The organism is Salmonella sp. FC25216 (assembly GCF_057751355.1).
In genome coordinates, this window is record NZ_JBDGON010000015.1 from 37,512 (window position 1) to 52,946 (window position 15,435).

Sequence of the window (15,435 nt, forward strand, 5' to 3'; positions counted from 1 at the left end):
TCGGCTCATAACAGAGCCAGCAGAAAGATCAGTTCGCCAAGTTCGATCGCCGCGCCCAGCGTATCGCCGGTTTGCCCGCCAAGCGTACGTTTAAGCAACTGGCCGAGGATGAAAATCGCCGTGAGTGTGACCACCATTGCGGCCAGTCCCTGCATACCGGGCAGCAATACCGTGGCGACGATTACCGCCAATCCCAGCGTAACGCAGGTTTGCCGTCCGCTGACTTTACCGATAAATACGTTGCCAAGCCCCTCTTCACGGGCGTAACGATGATGGTACATCAATAAAACGGCGCTGCCGCGTCCAGCCGTACAAGCCGCTGCCAGCGCCGCCAACATTGGCGCTCCGCGTAACGCCAGTTCGCTGATGACCAGAATTTTTGCCAGTAGCACAAAAATAAGCGCCAGCCCTCCGTGGGTTCCCAGACGGCTATCGCGCATAATCTCCAGCATCCGCTCACGACGGCGCGCGGAAAAAATGCCATCGCAGGTATCGGCCAGACCATCCAGATGAAAACCGCCGGTCAGCAGCGCCAACGCCAGAATACAGAACAACGCCGCCAACGGAATACCGCACCAGGGTTGCAGGAGGATAAAAACCAGGCCGCTGAGCCCCCCCAGAATCAACCCGACAAAGGGAAACATCACAATCCCGCGCGAATACTGCTCGAAGTCCAGTCCCTGCGACCAACGCGACGGCACGGGCAAGCGGCTAATAAAAGCGAGCATGGCCCAAAACAGCTTACTCATTTAATTTTGACTCCAATACCTGAGACTACCAGCCAGACCTCATCCGCCGCTGCCGCCAGTCGTTGGTTTACCCGACCGGCAATATCACGAAAATGGCGCGCCAGACGGTTTTCCGGGACGATCCCCATTCCCACCTCATTTGTAACCAGTACCACTTTCGCCGGGCAGCGCTGGCAGGCTGCAATTAAAATCCGAATTTCATCTTCAATGGCACGCTCCATCGCCGCGTAATCCCACTGTTCGGGATCGTTTTCTCCTCCCAGCGCAAACAGCAGATTCGTCACCATCGTGGTCATACACTCCAGCAAAATCGCGTCGTCAGGGGCAAGATCCGCGGTAATCAACGTATCAAGATGCCGCCAGCATTCTGCGGTCCGCCAGTGTGCCGGCCTGCCATCTTTATGATGCTGAATTCTCGCCGCCATCTCGTCATCAAGAATGTGCGAGGTGGCGATATACAGTACCTGCGGCGCATCGCCAATTAAGGTTTCAGCATGGCGGCTTTTTCCGCTACGCGCCCCGCCCGTCACCAGAATCATCATACTGGCTCCTGGTGCTGTTGCATGATGGTATAAATTTTATCAATATCAATATGTTGCCGCATCGCCTCCGCCAGCAGATCAAATTGCCGCGCTTTATGCTCCGCATAACAAAAAGCCGTTTCCCGCGGCGCAAGTCCTTTTCGCGCCCGTAAGCCATTGACCACCGCACGGGTAAACGCATCGCTGTCAAACAGGCCGTGAAGGTAAGTGCCGAACGCCAGTCCGTCAGCAGTAACCGCGCCATCCGCCATAGGGCATCCATTTTTCTGTAACGTCATGGCCGTACAGCATCCTTCCTGCAGCACCGTTTCCCCCATGTGGATTTCATAACCGCGTACCGGTAGCCCCGCCGCGGCAGCCAGCCAGCCGGGCAGTTCGCCTGACATTGTCGCGTTAACCTGCGTCGTGGTTTTATCCTGTGCAAAGCGAGTGATCGTATTAAGCAGCCCCAGGCCCGGCTGCGTACCCAGCCCCGACTCCACCTCATCCACAATGGTGTCGCCCAGCATCTGGTAGCCGCCGCAAATTCCCATCACCGGCACGCCCTGTCGATGTGTCTGCAATACCGCATCCGCCATCCCGCTTTCGCGCAGCCAGGCGAGGTCGCTCAGCGTATTCTTACTGCCCGGCAGGATCACCAGATCAACGTCAGTCAACGCTTCCGGGCGGCGAATATAGCGTATGCGCACATCCGGCTGCGCCGCCAGAGCGTTAAAATCCGTAAAGTTAGAAATATGTGGCAGTTGCACAATGGCAATAGTGATATCACGGGGGGCGTTACCGCGATATTTATCGTTTTGCAGCGCGACGCCATCTTCATCTTCCAGATCCACATCCAGCCACGGCATCACTCCCAGGACCGGGACGCCGGTAAGCGATTCGATTTGTTCGATACCGGAATAGAGCAGCGCCACGTCGCCGCGGAATTTGTTGATAATGACGCCCTTTACTCTGTCACGCTCCTGTTTATGCAGCAGCGCCAGCGTGCCATAAATAGCGGCGAATACGCCGCCCCGGTCGATATCCGCCACCAGAATAACCGGACACTGGGCCATTTCCGCCATTCCCATATTGACGATATCACGATCGCGCAGATTGATTTCCGCCGGGCTTCCGGCGCCTTCCAGCACAATAACGTCATATTCCTGCGCCAGGCTGTTATAGACCGCAAGGATTTGCTCACGCAAATGCGGTTTATAGTCATGGTAACTAACCGCATCCATATTGGTCGCCACTTTCCCCATCAGCACGACCTGCGCCTGGCGATCGCTGGTCGGTTTGAGCAGCACCGGATTCATACGCACATCTGGCGTGATCCCCGCGGCTTCCGCCTGAAAAATCTGCGCCCGCCCCATCTCTTTACCATCCGGCGTAATACCAGAATTAAGCGCCATATTTTGCGATTTAAACGGCGCGGTACGCAGACCATCCTGATAAAAAATGCGGCATAAACCCGCCGCCAGCACACTTTTGCCAACATCGGATGCCGTCCCCTGCAACATAACTGCCTGCGTCATGACGCCTCCCTGAATGCGCACTTTTGCATTCGATGAAAAAACTCCGTTTCTGTTTTACACAGCGGCAGTCCCAGTTGAGTATGAAGTTTGACCAACCAGGGCTGGGTTAGCCCCGCTTGTTCCATCGCTTCCGTACACGCGAAAACCTCGTCAGGCGTGCCATACGTCAGGACCTGGCCCTGGCGTAGCACGTATACGGCATCGCTAATTTCATAAATAAGATCGATATCATGGCTGGAGATAATGACATGATTTCCCTGCGCCACAATCCGCCTGATGATAGCGATCATCTGGGCGCGCCCCGCGGGATCGAGACCGGCAGTGGGTTCATCCAGCAATAGATAGCGTGCCTGTAGCACCAGCGCTCCGGCGATAGCCACACGTTTTTTTTGCCCATGACTCAAACACTGAATGGGCTGATGACGAAAATGTTGAGCATCAACCAGCGTTAGCGCCTCGTCGACGCGGCGCGTGATTTCCGCCTCCGGCACGCCCAAATTACGTAAACTAAACGCAATGTCGCTATCGATATCAGTATAAAAAATCTGCTGTTCGGGGTCCTGAAAAACCGTCGCAACGTGCTGGCGCAGCGCCAGTAGTCCGCGTTTACTGTAATCCAGCGGTTTTCCCTGCCACAACACGGCGCCCTTTTGCGGGCGCAACAGGCCGTTCAGGTTCATAAAAAGCGTAGACTTCCCACAACCGTTCGCGCCCACCAAACCGGTAACAGGCGAGAGCGAAAAATCCAGATTTAACCCTTTAAGTACCGGCTCATCCTGATAACGGAACCACAGGTCTGAAGTGGCAAGCATAATAGTCCTTACAGGTGAAAATCACCCTGATACAGTTTGATATCCAGCGTGGTGGTCATTTGCTGATAACGCATTAACACCCGCGTAAACAGGAGTCCAGCCAGCATCGCCAGAGATCGATAGCCGTTAGGCAGACTGCAATAACCAAAACGCAGCGTTTGCGCGCGACGGATTGCCACCGCCTCATCCAGAAGAATAAAGATAAAGCGCCACATTAACAGGATTTGCTCGGTAAGCAGGCGTGGAACATGCGCGCGTTTAAGCAGACTAATTAACTGCGGAAACGGTAGATTCATCACCAGCCACAGAGTCGCGGCCAGCGCAGTCAGGCTACGCCAGAACGTTGCATTCGCCGTGACCACGCCCGCACGGGTAATCCCGATCCAGTACGGCCCGACAGATACGCCAGCCAGCAGCATTTGCGGCTCGCGGCTGATGCTGAAGATAATCGTTATCACGCCGACCAACAAAAATCCCAAAGGTATCGCCATCCATTGACACCAGCGCCAGAGGGATATCCGCAATAGCCAACAGCTCAATCCGGCAATGATCAGCAGCTCAATGCCCTGCCCCACAGGCGGCAGAACAAACGCCAGTATCATCATCGCCAGCCACAGCAAAAACTTGCGCTGCGGCGCAACGTGTACCCAGCGGCTTTGATAGCTGAGTCGGTCAAGCCCGGTCATCACGGCGTTGTTTACCTTTGCAGTAACCCAGAATATAGAAAATCACCGCAGCGCCGAGAGAGCCCTGAAGGGTAAACAGCAGGCTTTCAATTTCACCGCTGGCAGGCTCATACAGCGGCTGAAACCAGGGTTTATACTGCGGCGCAATAGTCTGAATCTGGCTTTCCGCTTCGCCGTCTGAACCGCCATATTCACCGCCATGGTTAATAAAAAACGGCAGAATCACCAGCGCCACCACCATCGCTAACAACATCAACGTTTTTTTCATTTTAATGTCCTTGTACGGTAATCAATTGCCGTTTGGTTAACTGGTCATAAATCATGACGGTTAATAAACCTTCGGCAATGGCGACAGGAATCTGTGTGAGGCAGAAAATCCCCATAAACTTCACAACAGACCCTGTCGCTCCGGCATGGGGATCGGGAAACGCAACGCCAAGCTGGACTGAAGTCACAAAATAGGTTGCCAAATCCGCCAGCATCGCGCACAGAAAAACGGCGACATCGCGGCGCAGTCCGGCGCGGCAGGCCATCTTCCACACCAGATAACCGACAACCGGACCAATCACCGCCATCGACATTCCGTTTGCGCCAAGCGTCGTCAGACCGCCGTGCGCCAGCAACAGCGCCTGAAACAGCAGCACAACCGCGCCGAGAATCGCCACCACCCCGGGCCCGAACAAGATAACCGCCAGACCAACGCCGGTCGGATGTGAACAACTCCCCGTTACCGACGGAATTTTGAGCGCGGACAGGACAAAAATAAACGCGCCGCACAGCGCCAACAGTACCTTCTGATGATTATCCTCCTGCACAATACGCCGTAAGCGCACCAGCCCATACCACAAGCAGGGTAAAAACAGTAACCACCAGGCCAGCGCCCACACTGGCGGTAAAAAGCCCTCCATGATATGCATCGCAAACGCCTGTTGCGGGACAACCATCAGCAATAGCGCTGCAGCCAGTCCACTGAAAGACAACTGTCTAAGCTGCTGTTCAAGTTTCATTCTGCATACTCCCACTGTTTGTTGACCAGAATGGTCGAAAAATAGGGCAACGGTCGATCATCGTTGACCTCGTGGAGATGACGCCAGCACTGCTCGCCGGGCAGCGTGGCCTCGGACATCATTAAGGCGCACTCCAGCAGGCCAGCCTGCGCCAGCAACGCTTTAATACGGGCGAACCGGCCATACACTTTCATCAACACCAGGCTATCATGCTGTTGTAGCGCCTGGGCTATTTCCGCTTCCGGCGCGGTACAAGAAATAACCGCCAGCGATTGCTGCTCTATGGCGAGCGGCATTTTCGCCCGGGCGGCTATCGCGGCGAAGGAGGTGACGCCGGGGACAATCTCCAGCCACGCCGGGCAACCGATACGCTGGAGTAAAAAAATCCAGGTACTGAATAGCATCGCATCGCCAAGGGTAATAAAACCGACCTGTTTACCAGCCCCTACCTCTGCGGTAAGCGCGGCGGCAACCTCGTTCCAGACCGCTTCTTTCTCGGCGCTGTCAGTACTCATAGGGAAATGGCAACAACGTACTTCCGTCTGCTCGCCGAGATAGTCGCGCACAATCGACAGCGCCAGACTATCGCCGCCCTTACGACCAGCGGGCGCATACAGAATGTCCAGCGCGCCAAGAATCCGCGCTGCGCGAACGGTAATCAGATCAGGCGCGCCAGGCCCGGTACTTAATGCGTATAATTTACCGTTCATGCCGCCTCCTCTACCGCCATGTTCAGCGCCTGACGCAAATGCGCGACAAACATCGCCCGGATAGCCGGGTTTTCTCCCAGCCCGCTCAGCCACGGCGTCGCCGGAATGCCCGCCGCGTTAAAGCGCATTTTCCATGAGTCGCCGTCGTCTGAAGCCATATCATTAATGGCGTGATCGCCCGCCACCAGCATTAGTGGCATCAAATGTACGCCGGTGACACCTTCGTCACGCAGGCTGTCGATCAGGATATCGACCTCTGGATAACTTTCTACGGCGCCGACGCGCGCCGGGAAGCGCTGCGCGGTCATCATATGATCGAGGCAGGCATAAGCTGCGAATGCATGATGGCTGGCGCCGTGGCCCATAAAAACGACTTTCTCCGTGTGTCTGAGCGATGGCATCTGTTGTCGCAACGCCTGCATTAGCTGCACATAATCGTTATGGCTGCTCAGCAGCGGCACGCCCAGAGTCAGGCGAGTAAATAACGGACGCAAGGTTTGTACTTCACGGGCAATTTTTTCATATTCGTCGCCGTTAATAATGTGCAACGACTGAATCGCCACGTCCTGATATCCCTGTGCAGCAAGCTTTTGCAAAGCCTGGAATGGCGTATCGATGTCGATACCGTCACGCTGGCGAAGCTTGCGAATGATCATTCCGGAAGTGAAGGCGCGAAACAGGTCGCGATCGGGACAGGACGCCGCCAGATCACGCTCGCACGCCACAATGTTTTTTTCACAGGTGTCGTGATAGCTGGTGCCAAAACTGACCACCAGAAGCGCTTTTTTCATTTTTACTCCTTAGCTGCGGCCAGCCAGCGCGATAAACGCTGCGCAAAGGCGGCCTGGCTTTCCAGTAATTCATCACCCGTCACGAGCGGCGTCGGGCGCGCAATAACGATGCAGGGAATGCCCGCATCCAGACAGGGCCGGACTTTTTCCTGATATCCCCCCTCCGCGCCGGACGCTTTGGTAATGACCACGTCGGCCCGGCATTGGTGGTAAAACGCGGCGTTGAAATCAGCGCTGAACGGCCCGCACAGTGCGAAAATCTCTCCAACGCCGAACCCCAGTTCGCTGCAGCGTTGAATCACCTCCGCCACGGGCAGTACGCGCGCCAGCAACGTTTTTTCCGCCAGTCCGGCACGCCAGACGGCCAAATCTTTACTGCCGGTCGTCAGTAAAACGCGCGGACCAAAACGCCTCGCTATCTCGCAGGCATCGGCAATACTGCGCGCCGTATAGAGAAGCGGATGCGTCAGATTGCTAAGCTGATCCGGACGCTGATAACGACTTAACAACACGCCCGCCGTTTCACAGGCGCGAAGGAGGTTATGGCTGACCATTTCCGCATAGGGATGCGATGCGTCTATTACCCAGCGAGTGCGGTTTTCTTTTAGCCAGGCGACCATCTGCCCGTACTCCAGACGACCGCAGCGCACCTGTCCTTTAATATCGCCAGCCAGCGCTTTTCCGGCTGGCGTCGCCACGGATAAGGTGTATGCGACTTTCGCCGCATCCAGTTGTCGGCATAACGCGCGCGCATCGCTGGTACCGCCCACCACCAGCACCTCCCCCTCTTTCACAGCGTGTAACCTCGCGGCGTGATCATCAGCCCATCCTGAACATAGGTCGTTTTATTACCGACAATGACCAGACTGGTCATATCTACCGGTTCAAAATCCATATCGCCAAGCGTAGTCAGCCATTTTTCCTCTTTCTTACGTCCAGCGGATTTCACCACACCAACCGGCGTTTGCGCACTTTTACTGGCGGCAAGCAGTTCAAACGCGCGCGCCAGATGCCCTTCGCGCCCGCGGCTGCGCGGGTTGTAAAAACAGATAACAAAGTCTGCTTCTCCGGCAGCGACAATACGTTTTTCAATAACCGGCCACGGCGTGAGCAAATCACTCAGGCTGATATGGCAGAAGTCATGCATCAGCGGCGCGCCCAGTAAAGAGGCGGCGGCGATGCTGGCGGTCATGCCAGGAATGAGCCGCACCTCAACGTCCAGTTTCTGCTTGCCGACCAGTTCCAACACCAGACCCGCCATGCCGTAAATCCCCGCATCGCCGCTGCTGATTAGCGCTACGTTATGCCCGGCCTGCGCCAGTTCAATAGCCGCCTGGCAGCGTTCAATCTCCTTACACATGCCGGTCTTGATCACCTGTTTGTCGCCGGTGAATGCTTTAACCAGATGGGTATAGGTTTTGTAGCCCACGACGATTTCCGCCGCCTGAAGCGCGTCGATAGCCTCCATCGTCATCATTGCCTGCGAACCGGGGCCAATACCAATTACGCTCAACATCAGTGTGCAACTCCTAAAGTAATAGTGACGCCCTGTTCTCGCAGGGTCTCGCCTAACAATTGTCCCTGGCTTAATAACCACGCTGCCGGGCCGGATACGCTGCTAACGCCCACCGTTTTTCTGACGAAGCCAGAACCAGGAAAATGGTGTTCGAATTCGCGCAACGCTTCGGCGGTAAAGGTTTTAAAAGGCACGCGGCAGCAGGAGGCGAGCTGAATAAGCCCCGGCTCCCCTTTTTTGAGCGTGACGCTGCCAATCGCTTTTAACGCCAGCGGATCGAGTTTTTGCGCTTCAAGCTGGCGCGCCAGTAATGTCGCTAACAGGGGAAATGGCGTATCGCGGCGACAGCCAATTCCCGCCACCACGCGCTGGGGCACCAGTTTCCAGTGCAGTACGGAAAGCTCAGGGAGGTCATTACGCAAAGAGACGCAGATCAGCGCATCCAGTTCAGGCAACCGCTGCAAATCATCAACAGGGATAAAACCGCGAATATCGCACTGGCCGATGTCTTCCGTCAGTTCGGCATCCCACCATAACCCCACACGTTGATGACTAACCAACATCTGGTTAACGGTTTTTACCGCCGTTCGAAGATCGGTCATGCGGGCGTTAAGCTGGAAAGCTAAGGTGTCCAACGCGGACATCTCATTGACATCCGTTGCCGTGGTAATCACCGGATCGGCGCCTAACATTCCTGCCAGGTAGCGCGTCAAGGCATTGGCCCCGCCCGCATGACCGGAAAGCAGGCTAATGACATGCTGACCACGTTCATCAATGACGACCACCGCCGGATCGCTGAACTTGTCGTTCACTAACGGCGCCAGGACACGAACGGCAATGCCGGTCGCGCCGATAAAAATGAGCGCGGTATAGGTGGTAAAAGCCTGCCGCGCGGTATTAGCGAATCCGCCGTCGAAGGGAATAAATCCCTCTTCCCGCAGTTTTTCACTGGTAAAGCAGGTTAACGGCAGCATCGCGGCAAGTCTCTTTGCCAGCGCCACACCGCCGGGCGTCAGGCAAAACAACGCAATGGATTCAGGCTTTACGGTATTCATGGCTAAAGTCCGCTGCATAGAGTCTTGAGTAGTGATACTCCTTACCCAGAAAATTCCCGACCAGGATCAGCGCCGTCTTACGGATGCCAGCATCACGTACTTTGTCGCTAATATCCGCTAACGTGCCGCGAACGGTCTGGCTTTCCGGCCAGGTAGCCTTATAGATGACCGCGACAGGCGTAGTTGCCGGATAACCGCCGACAATGAGACGTTCCGCCACCCGGTGAATACGCTGAACGGAGAGATAAATCGCCATCGACGTCTGGTGACTGGCGAAAGCCTCCAGTTGTTCGCGCGCCGGTACTGGCGTACGCCCTTCCAGACGGGTAATAATGAGACTCTGCGATACCTCCGGTACGGTATATTCCACGCCCAGCTCCGCCGCAGCGCCGAGAAACGCGCTGACGCCAGGCACTACCTGCCAGTCAATACCGCGGCGGGTTAACGCTTCGCCTTGCTCACGTACGGAGCCATACAGCGAGACATCGCCCGTTTGCAAACGCACCACCGTTTTTCCCGCTTTCACGCCCGCCGCCATCAGCTCGATAATCTGCTCAAGATGCAGTTCGGCGCTGTCGTAGCGTTCTGCCTGCGCGGGGCAGTAATCCAGCAGTTCGGTATTGATCAGCGAACCAGCATAGATAACTACCTGCGCCTGTTGCAGCAGACGGTATCCTTTAAGCGTGATCAGCTCGCGATCGCCCGGCCCGGCGCCGACGAACCACACACAGCGTGGATCAAATGTCTCAGACATGGTTTTCTTCCTTCTGACAGGCGATAACAAAAACAGGATTGTTCGGTTTGAAATAGTGTCCCGCCCCCAGCGGCGTTAACGATGAGAGCTGAAGCTGTACACAGTCCATTCGGCATGCACCGATGCGCGCAAGATGCGCCAGAGCGCCATGGAGGTTTTCCTGCAAGATAAAGGTCATTACCAGACGGCCACCGGGATGCAGATGGCGCATCGCCCAGTCAATCAGCGCCGTCAGATGCCCGCCGCTGCCGCCCATAAACACCGCATCGGCTTTCCTGGTTATGGTCATTGGCGCTTCGCCGGGGAGAATATCGATATTGCCACAGGCAAAGCGCTGACGATTCTCATCAAGCAACCGTAACGCGGCGGGATTGCGCTCAATAGCCGTCACCTGCAACGAAGGAAATTGCAGCGCCGCTTCAATTGAGACGCTTCCCGTTCCCGCCCCGACGTCAAGCAGGTGACTGGCGCGGTGGAGCTCAAGTTTCGACAGTGCCAGCGCCCGTACTGCCTCTTTGGTCATCGGCACGTTCTCGCCGCGCAGAAAAAGCTCATCTTTCATCAAGGATCACCACTGTACTCATTTCATAGTCGGCGTTGACCGCACTGACAGGTAGCCAGTGGATTCGCTCATTTTCCATCGCCAGATTTTCACCAATCACCATTAAGCGATGCCCTTTACCGCGCGCGACCAGTTCCCGCGCGATTTCCCGCGGGCCGCAGCGGGCGTCCGTGACCATCGCCACTTTGCGATGGCTCGCCAGTTGCTCGAAGCTGACGCAACGACCGTGACTACTGGTCAACCACATGTCATTCATATCAATTCCAGCCTGCGCGCACAGATACTGTACGGCGCTGATCCCTGGGATAATGCGAACATGCTCAATACCAAAATGGGCCACCATGCGCGTACCGATGCCATAAAACAGCGGATCGCCGGAGGCCAGCACCACGATCCGTTTATCCCGACGGGCGGCAATCCAGGACAACAACGCGCCAATATCCGCGCCCAGCGTAAATCGTTCGCCGCCAAACGTCGGAAACTGCGCCAAATGGCGTTTACCGCCTGCCAGCGCATCGGCATGGTCTATCGCTTCCAGCGCCGCAGGCGTCATCAAATGCCGTCCGGCGGGCCCCATTCCCACGACCGTTAGCATTGCAGCTCCTTAGCAATCTCGTCGACGGGACGATTACTACCGAGAATATGGTTATCAAAAGAAAACAGGATGGCGTCGCAGACAGGCAGCGTTTTGGTAAAACGCAGCATCTCTATGACTCGCAAACAAATACGCCTGGCAAGATGGTTGTAGATATGCCCGAAGCCATATGCTTCAATGTGCTCCATTGCCGCTTCGGTGGTATCGCAATCGCCGACCAGAGTGAGTAACTCCAGCGGCGCGCCCAGTAGAGCTAAATGCGCGACCAGCGTTTCCATCCGCGCATCGGCAATATGGCTATGGGTATGGAAGATCCCGGCAGCGATTTTGATCAATTTTCCAGGATGACCCACCAGCACTATCTGGCGAAACCCCAGCCGTACCGCCTCTTCAATCATGTAGCCGACAAAATTGCTCATGGTGACGACCGCCTGTGTGTCGACGCCCATTTGTTCGCGAACAAACCGTTCGCCGTGATTGCCCGGCACGAGTATCACCCGCGTTAATCCTGACGCCCGTTTGATCTCCAGCTCCAGCGATAGCGAGCGTTTCCAGCTTTCTTCCGACATCGGCGTCACAATGCCGGTAGTGCCAATAATGGAAATGCCGCCAAGAATGCCAAGCCGCGAGTTATACGTTTTTTGCGCCCGCGCTTCGCCTTCCGGGGCAAAAATCTCCACATCGGCCCCACGCGCCGGGCCTATCGCTTCGCGCACCGCAGACTCAATGGTATGGCGCGGCGTACGATTGATAGCGGCGCTCCCGAGCGGCAGTCCGACCCCTTTACGCGTTACCGTACCAATACCTTCGCCGCCAGTGAGCGTAATCTCACCGCTGTCGTTGAGCGTAACGCGGGCAAAAATCAACATCCCGTGCGTGGCATCCACGTCATCGCCGCCATCTTTACGAATTGCGGCTATCGCCTGCTGGCCTTCAATGTGCGGCGACTCCACGTTCAGGCATAGCGTGACGCCCGACGGCGTGACGATGGAAACCTGATGAATTAGATGTTGACGCAATACCATCAGCGCGGCGACTTTTGCCGCCGCCGTCGCGCAGGAACCGGTGGTATATCCTTTACGTAACGCTTTACCGTGATGCCAGACCGGCGCGTCAAAAGAAAGCTCGCTCATCAAGCCTCCCGGAGGTGATAAAGCAGCGCATTGACGATAGCGGCGGCTACGTTACTGCCGCCTTTACGCCCTAACGCGGCAATCGCCGGGAAATGGCTATGGGTGAGCGCCTCTTTGGACTCCGCAGCGCCAACAAAGCCTACCGGTACACCCACCACGCCGCTCACCGTCACGTTATGCTCAAGCAAACGGAACAGGGCCGTCGGCGCATTGCCGAAAACAAAGATTTTGTTTTTCTCCTCCTCGTCGATAGCAATATCAACAGCAGCCATTGAACGGGTAATCCCCTGCGTTTTTGCGGCGCGTATCACGCGCGGATCGCTGATATAACAACGACACTCGCCGCCAAACGTCGCCAGCAATCTTTTATTAATGCCGGACAGCGCCATCGTGGTATCGGTATAAATAATGCACGGATGGCGTAGCGCATCACAAAGCTGCTCCAGCGCATCAGCAGAGAACCACAAAATGTCCAGCCAGTCGAAATCGGCGGTGGTATGGATAACCCGCTTGATAATGGCCTCATGGAGCGGACTGGCGAAACGGTAATCGGGATGCGCTTCGCGAATAATGTCGCTAATAATGGTGAAACTATTGGCCTCAATGGTTTGGGGCTGCTGGATATAATGCATACTGTCGTCCTCAGGCCACGCCAGATAACCAGCACCGTGCCGCAATAAACAGCGCCAGCGCCAGGGTTGAAGCGACCCACATCAATCGAATCGTTCGGGAAATATCGTCTACGGAAATATCGCGCTGCGCGTCGCCGATCCAGGGTTTGTCCACTCGCTCGCCAAAGTAGCTATTTGGGCCACCTAGCTGGATACCTAAGGCGCCGGCCACACAGGCTTCCGACCAGGCGCAATTTGGGCTACTGTGGTTATAACGGTCACGCCAGCCAATACGCAGCGCATGCCAACCACTCAGGCGACAAAGTCCTGCCGCAATGCCCAGCAACAGCCAGCTCAGTCGGGCGGGAAGATAGTTCGCTACGTCGTCCATACGGGCGCTAACCATACCAATCGCCCGATACTTTTCATGTTTGTAGCCCACCATTGAATCCAGGGTATTGACGGCTTTGTAGGCCATAGCCAGCGGCACGCCGCCGAGAAAGAGGAAAAAGAGCGGCGCGATAATGCCGTCAACGGTGTTCTCTGCAACCGTTTCCACCACGGCGCGATTGATCTGCTCTGGCTGAAGTTGCGACGTATCGCGCCCGACGATCCAGGAGAGTTTTATTCGGCTTTCCGCAAGGTCGTCCTCCCGTAACGGTCGTTCAACCTCCTGCGCGGCGCGGGCCAGAGAGCGTCCGGCCAGCGTGGTAAAGATCATCCAGACTTCGACGCTCCAGCCAAACCAGGGATGAATCCGCTGCGCCAGCGCCAGTACGCCCCACGCCATGCCCCAGGTCGCCCCGACAACCACAATCCACATTACGCCACCGCCAATCCGCAGCGCTTTGTCGCTGTGACAATAGCGACGCACAATTCGCTGCACAAACGTGATTAAACGACCTATCCAGCGTACCGGATGAGGCCAGTGTTGAGGGTCGCCGATGATAAAATCCAGCACCCAGGCGATACACCAGGCAAGGATCGTCATGATACGCGCCTCGCCGCCGCCAGCCAGTGCTGCAACATTTCCGGACGCTGGGCGAAATGGACATGCAGGTAGCTGGCAAACGTGTTGCCTGTCTGCCAGCCGCCAGTCCATTCCTGTAACACGCGGTCATCGCGAACCTTACGACAGGCCATAACGGCGGGTGTTTCGGGGATAAAATCTGAGTAGTGAAATTCATGGCCGCGCACTATCTCGCCAGGCGCCGCCAATAGCGTTGGCTGCATAGCCCGCGCTTCACAGTAACCAAAGCGGGTAAGTCGCTTACCCATTTTGCTGTGGCCGGGGATAATATCCGCCATCTGATGAATTTCTCCGCCGCTATCCTCCAGAGTGCTCCCCAGATACATCAGACCGCCACACTCCGCATAAATCGCCGCACCGCGCTGATGCGCAGCCCGCAAATGTTTTAACATCATCGTATTTGCCGCCAGATCCGCGGCGTATAATTCAGGATATCCACCGCCCAGCCAGATCATCTGACAGTCAGGCAATATGCGGTCATGCAGTGGGCTAAAACGCACAATGTTAACGCCGGCACGTTCCAGCAAATCGATGTTGTCGGGGTAATAAAAGTTAAAGGCTTCATCATCCGCCAGCGCAAGCGTCAGCCCTGCCCCCGCCGTTTTACCTGGGCGTTCAGGCCACGTTCCCGCCGGAAGCGCTGATAACAGACTCAGCGAGAGTAGCGCATCCACATCCACTGTTTGTTCCAGCGTAGCGACAAAATCATGCCATGATTGCTGATTGACGCGGGATTCTCTGGCGGTAATCAACCCCAGGTGGCGTTCAGGTAATGCGACGCCGTCGCAAGGAGGGACATACCCCAGTACCGGCAGTGAGCAATAATGTTCAATGGCATTTTTGAGGAGCTGATAGTGGGCGTCGCTAGTGACGCGATTCACAATCACGCCCGCGAGGTTGAGGGTCGGGTCGAAGTGCTGAAATCCCATAACGGTAGCCGCAAGCGACGTTGAAACAGCCTTGCCGTCCACCAGTAGTATGACCGGGCAGCCAAGCTGTTTTGCCATTGCGGCTGTACTGCAATAATTGGGGTCGACGCCATAGCCGTCATACAGCCCCATGACCCCCTCAATGACAGCGACATCCGCCCGCTGCATTTGTTCGCAAAATAAGGCGTTGAGAACAGGAGGAGGAAGCATGAAACTGTCAAGATTACGGGACACCACGCCACAGATAGCGGTATGCCAGCCGGTATCAAGGTAATCTGGCCCAACTTTAAACGGCTGTACGCGCAGCGCGCGTTTTTGCAGCAGCCTCAGCAAACCAAGCGTCACCGTGGTTTTGCCACAACCGCTTCCTGTGCCTGCAAGAATAAATGCGTGATGCCTTGCCGCCATTACCCTGATCCTGTTCAGGGTGGTAGGG

The 15,435-nt window shown here is 56.0% G+C and carries 19 protein-coding genes; all 19 read right to left on the reverse strand.

Annotated features, from left to right (window positions below):
• Positions 1 to 5 precede the first annotated feature (5 nt).
• Genes cobS through AC3G3F_RS21800 form a run of 19 tightly spaced genes read right to left on the reverse strand, consistent with a single transcriptional unit; the run spans position 6 to position 15,407 of the window.
• On the reverse strand, positions 6 to 749 hold the full coding sequence (cobS, locus tag AC3G3F_RS21710; RefSeq protein WP_053510273.1) for an adenosylcobinamide-GDP ribazoletransferase: 744 nt from the start codon (positions 747 to 749) through the stop codon (positions 6 to 8).
• Complete coding sequence (gene cobU / locus AC3G3F_RS21715) at positions 746 to 1,291, reverse strand: bifunctional adenosylcobinamide kinase/adenosylcobinamide-phosphate guanylyltransferase (RefSeq protein ID WP_023249074.1); 546 nt, start codon at positions 1,289 to 1,291, stop codon at positions 746 to 748. Before cobU ends, cobS begins: the two co-directional genes overlap by 4 nt.
• The gene (locus tag AC3G3F_RS21720; protein ID WP_111764231.1) at positions 1,288 to 2,808 is read right to left on the reverse strand and encodes a cobyric acid synthase; all 1,521 of its coding nucleotides are present in this window, start codon (positions 2,806 to 2,808) and stop codon (positions 1,288 to 1,290) included. The genes cobU and AC3G3F_RS21720 overlap by 4 nt, the downstream gene beginning before the upstream one ends.
• Positions 2,805 to 3,620, reverse strand: coding sequence for an energy-coupling factor ABC transporter ATP-binding protein (locus tag AC3G3F_RS21725; protein WP_023249076.1), 816 nt, complete (start codon positions 3,618 to 3,620; stop codon positions 2,805 to 2,807). Before AC3G3F_RS21725 ends, AC3G3F_RS21720 begins: the two co-directional genes overlap by 4 nt.
• An 8-nt stretch (positions 3,621 to 3,628) precedes the next feature.
• Positions 3,629 to 4,306 (reverse strand): energy-coupling factor ABC transporter transmembrane protein, encoded by a 678-nt coding sequence (locus tag AC3G3F_RS21730; protein WP_220531547.1) that lies wholly within the window; start codon positions 4,304 to 4,306, stop codon positions 3,629 to 3,631.
• On the reverse strand, positions 4,293 to 4,574 hold the full coding sequence (locus tag AC3G3F_RS21735) for an energy-coupling factor ABC transporter substrate-binding protein (protein ID WP_023249078.1): 282 nt from the start codon (positions 4,572 to 4,574) through the stop codon (positions 4,293 to 4,295). The genes AC3G3F_RS21730 and AC3G3F_RS21735 overlap by 14 nt, the downstream gene beginning before the upstream one ends.
• A gap of 1 nt (position 4,575) precedes the next feature.
• Positions 4,576 to 5,313, reverse strand: coding sequence for a cobalt ECF transporter S component CbiM (gene cbiM / locus AC3G3F_RS21740; RefSeq protein ID WP_053510279.1), 738 nt, complete (start codon positions 5,311 to 5,313; stop codon positions 4,576 to 4,578).
• Entirely contained in the window at positions 5,310 to 6,023 is a 714-nt protein-coding gene (locus tag AC3G3F_RS21745; protein WP_023249080.1) for a cobalt-factor II C(20)-methyltransferase, read from the reverse strand. The genes cbiM and AC3G3F_RS21745 overlap by 4 nt, the downstream gene beginning before the upstream one ends.
• Positions 6,020 to 6,814, reverse strand: a complete 795-nt coding sequence (gene cbiK, locus AC3G3F_RS21750; RefSeq protein WP_023249081.1) for a sirohydrochlorin cobaltochelatase — start codon at positions 6,812 to 6,814, stop codon at positions 6,020 to 6,022. Before cbiK ends, AC3G3F_RS21745 begins: the two co-directional genes overlap by 4 nt.
• Positions 6,815 to 6,816: 2 nt before the next feature.
• Positions 6,817 to 7,608 (reverse strand): cobalt-precorrin-6A reductase, encoded by a 792-nt coding sequence (locus AC3G3F_RS21755; protein ID WP_023249082.1) that lies wholly within the window; start codon positions 7,606 to 7,608, stop codon positions 6,817 to 6,819.
• A complete protein-coding gene (locus tag AC3G3F_RS21760) occupies positions 7,605 to 8,330 on the reverse strand; it encodes a precorrin-3B C(17)-methyltransferase (protein WP_023249083.1) in 726 nt (241 codons plus the stop codon). The genes AC3G3F_RS21755 and AC3G3F_RS21760 overlap by 4 nt, the downstream gene beginning before the upstream one ends.
• On the reverse strand, positions 8,330 to 9,385 hold the full coding sequence (gene cbiG, locus AC3G3F_RS21765; RefSeq protein ID WP_053528901.1) for a cobalt-precorrin 5A hydrolase: 1,056 nt from the start codon (positions 9,383 to 9,385) through the stop codon (positions 8,330 to 8,332). The genes AC3G3F_RS21760 and cbiG overlap by 1 nt, the downstream gene beginning before the upstream one ends.
• Positions 9,366 to 10,139: a cobalt-precorrin-4 methyltransferase gene (locus tag AC3G3F_RS21770; RefSeq protein ID WP_070789790.1), complete on the reverse strand. Its 774-nt coding sequence runs from the start codon at positions 10,137 to 10,139 to the stop codon at positions 9,366 to 9,368. The genes cbiG and AC3G3F_RS21770 overlap by 20 nt, the downstream gene beginning before the upstream one ends.
• Positions 10,132 to 10,701, reverse strand: a complete 570-nt coding sequence (locus AC3G3F_RS21775) for a decarboxylating cobalt-precorrin-6B (C(15))-methyltransferase (RefSeq protein WP_053510286.1) — start codon at positions 10,699 to 10,701, stop codon at positions 10,132 to 10,134. Before AC3G3F_RS21775 ends, AC3G3F_RS21770 begins: the two co-directional genes overlap by 8 nt.
• Positions 10,691 to 11,296 (reverse strand): cobalt-precorrin-7 (C(5))-methyltransferase, encoded by a 606-nt coding sequence (locus AC3G3F_RS21780; protein ID WP_053510288.1) that lies wholly within the window; start codon positions 11,294 to 11,296, stop codon positions 10,691 to 10,693. Before AC3G3F_RS21780 ends, AC3G3F_RS21775 begins: the two co-directional genes overlap by 11 nt.
• The gene (cbiD, locus tag AC3G3F_RS21785; RefSeq protein WP_488395757.1) at positions 11,290 to 12,429 is read right to left on the reverse strand and encodes a cobalt-precorrin-5B (C(1))-methyltransferase CbiD; all 1,140 of its coding nucleotides are present in this window, start codon (positions 12,427 to 12,429) and stop codon (positions 11,290 to 11,292) included. The genes AC3G3F_RS21780 and cbiD overlap by 7 nt, the downstream gene beginning before the upstream one ends.
• Positions 12,429 to 13,061: a cobalt-precorrin-8 methylmutase gene (locus tag AC3G3F_RS21790; protein ID WP_053510292.1), complete on the reverse strand. Its 633-nt coding sequence runs from the start codon at positions 13,059 to 13,061 to the stop codon at positions 12,429 to 12,431. The genes cbiD and AC3G3F_RS21790 overlap by 1 nt, the downstream gene beginning before the upstream one ends.
• 10 nt (positions 13,062 to 13,071) lie before the next feature.
• A complete protein-coding gene (gene cbiB / locus AC3G3F_RS21795) occupies positions 13,072 to 14,031 on the reverse strand; it encodes an adenosylcobinamide-phosphate synthase CbiB (RefSeq protein ID WP_023245829.1) in 960 nt (319 codons plus the stop codon).
• On the reverse strand, positions 14,028 to 15,407 hold the full coding sequence (locus tag AC3G3F_RS21800; RefSeq protein ID WP_070803865.1) for a cobyrinic acid a,c-diamide synthase CobB: 1,380 nt from the start codon (positions 15,405 to 15,407) through the stop codon (positions 14,028 to 14,030). The genes cbiB and AC3G3F_RS21800 overlap by 4 nt, the downstream gene beginning before the upstream one ends.
• Positions 15,408 to 15,435 lie beyond the last annotated feature (28 nt).

Bases quoted from the DNA above. Each gene is read 5' to 3' on its own strand.
- cobS (WP_053510273.1), bottom strand. From the start codon at position 749: ATGAGTAAGCTGTTTTGGGCCATGCTCGCTTTTATTAGCCGCTTGCCC.
- cobU (WP_023249074.1), bottom strand. From the start codon at position 1,291: ATGATGATTCTGGTGACGGGCGGGGCGCGTAGCGGAAAAAGCCGCCAT.
- AC3G3F_RS21720 (WP_111764231.1), bottom strand. From the start codon at position 2,808: ATGACGCAGGCAGTTATGTTGCAGGGGACGGCATCCGATGTTGGCAAA.
- AC3G3F_RS21725 (WP_023249076.1), bottom strand. From the start codon at position 3,620: ATGCTTGCCACTTCAGACCTGTGGTTCCGTTATCAGGATGAGCCGGTA.
- AC3G3F_RS21730 (WP_220531547.1), bottom strand. From the start codon at position 4,306: ATGACCGGGCTTGACCGACTCAGCTATCAAAGCCGCTGGGTACACGTT.
- AC3G3F_RS21735 (WP_023249078.1), bottom strand. From the start codon at position 4,574: ATGAAAAAAACGTTGATGTTGTTAGCGATGGTGGTGGCGCTGGTGATT.
- cbiM (WP_053510279.1), bottom strand. From the start codon at position 5,313: ATGAAACTTGAACAGCAGCTTAGACAGTTGTCTTTCAGTGGACTGGCT.
- AC3G3F_RS21745 (WP_023249080.1), bottom strand. From the start codon at position 6,023: ATGAACGGTAAATTATACGCATTAAGTACCGGGCCTGGCGCGCCTGAT.
- cbiK (WP_023249081.1), bottom strand. From the start codon at position 6,814: ATGAAAAAAGCGCTTCTGGTGGTCAGTTTTGGCACCAGCTATCACGAC.
- AC3G3F_RS21760 (WP_023249083.1), bottom strand. From the start codon at position 8,330: ATGTTGAGCGTAATTGGTATTGGCCCCGGTTCGCAGGCAATGATGACG.
- cbiG (WP_053528901.1), bottom strand. From the start codon at position 9,385: ATGAATACCGTAAAGCCTGAATCCATTGCGTTGTTTTGCCTGACGCCC.
- AC3G3F_RS21770 (WP_070789790.1), bottom strand. From the start codon at position 10,139: ATGTCTGAGACATTTGATCCACGCTGTGTGTGGTTCGTCGGCGCCGGG.
- AC3G3F_RS21775 (WP_053510286.1), bottom strand. From the start codon at position 10,701: ATGAAAGATGAGCTTTTTCTGCGCGGCGAGAACGTGCCGATGACCAAA.
- AC3G3F_RS21780 (WP_053510288.1), bottom strand. From the start codon at position 11,296: ATGCTAACGGTCGTGGGAATGGGGCCCGCCGGACGGCATTTGATGACG.
- cbiD (WP_488395757.1), bottom strand. From the start codon at position 12,429: ATGAGCGAGCTTTCTTTTGACGCGCCGGTCTGGCATCACGGTAAAGCG.
- AC3G3F_RS21790 (WP_053510292.1), bottom strand. From the start codon at position 13,061: ATGCATTATATCCAGCAGCCCCAAACCATTGAGGCCAATAGTTTCACC.
- cbiB (WP_023245829.1), bottom strand. From the start codon at position 14,031: ATGACGATCCTTGCCTGGTGTATCGCCTGGGTGCTGGATTTTATCATC.
- AC3G3F_RS21800 (WP_070803865.1), bottom strand. From the start codon at position 15,407: ATGGCGGCAAGGCATCACGCATTTATTCTTGCAGGCACAGGAAGCGGT.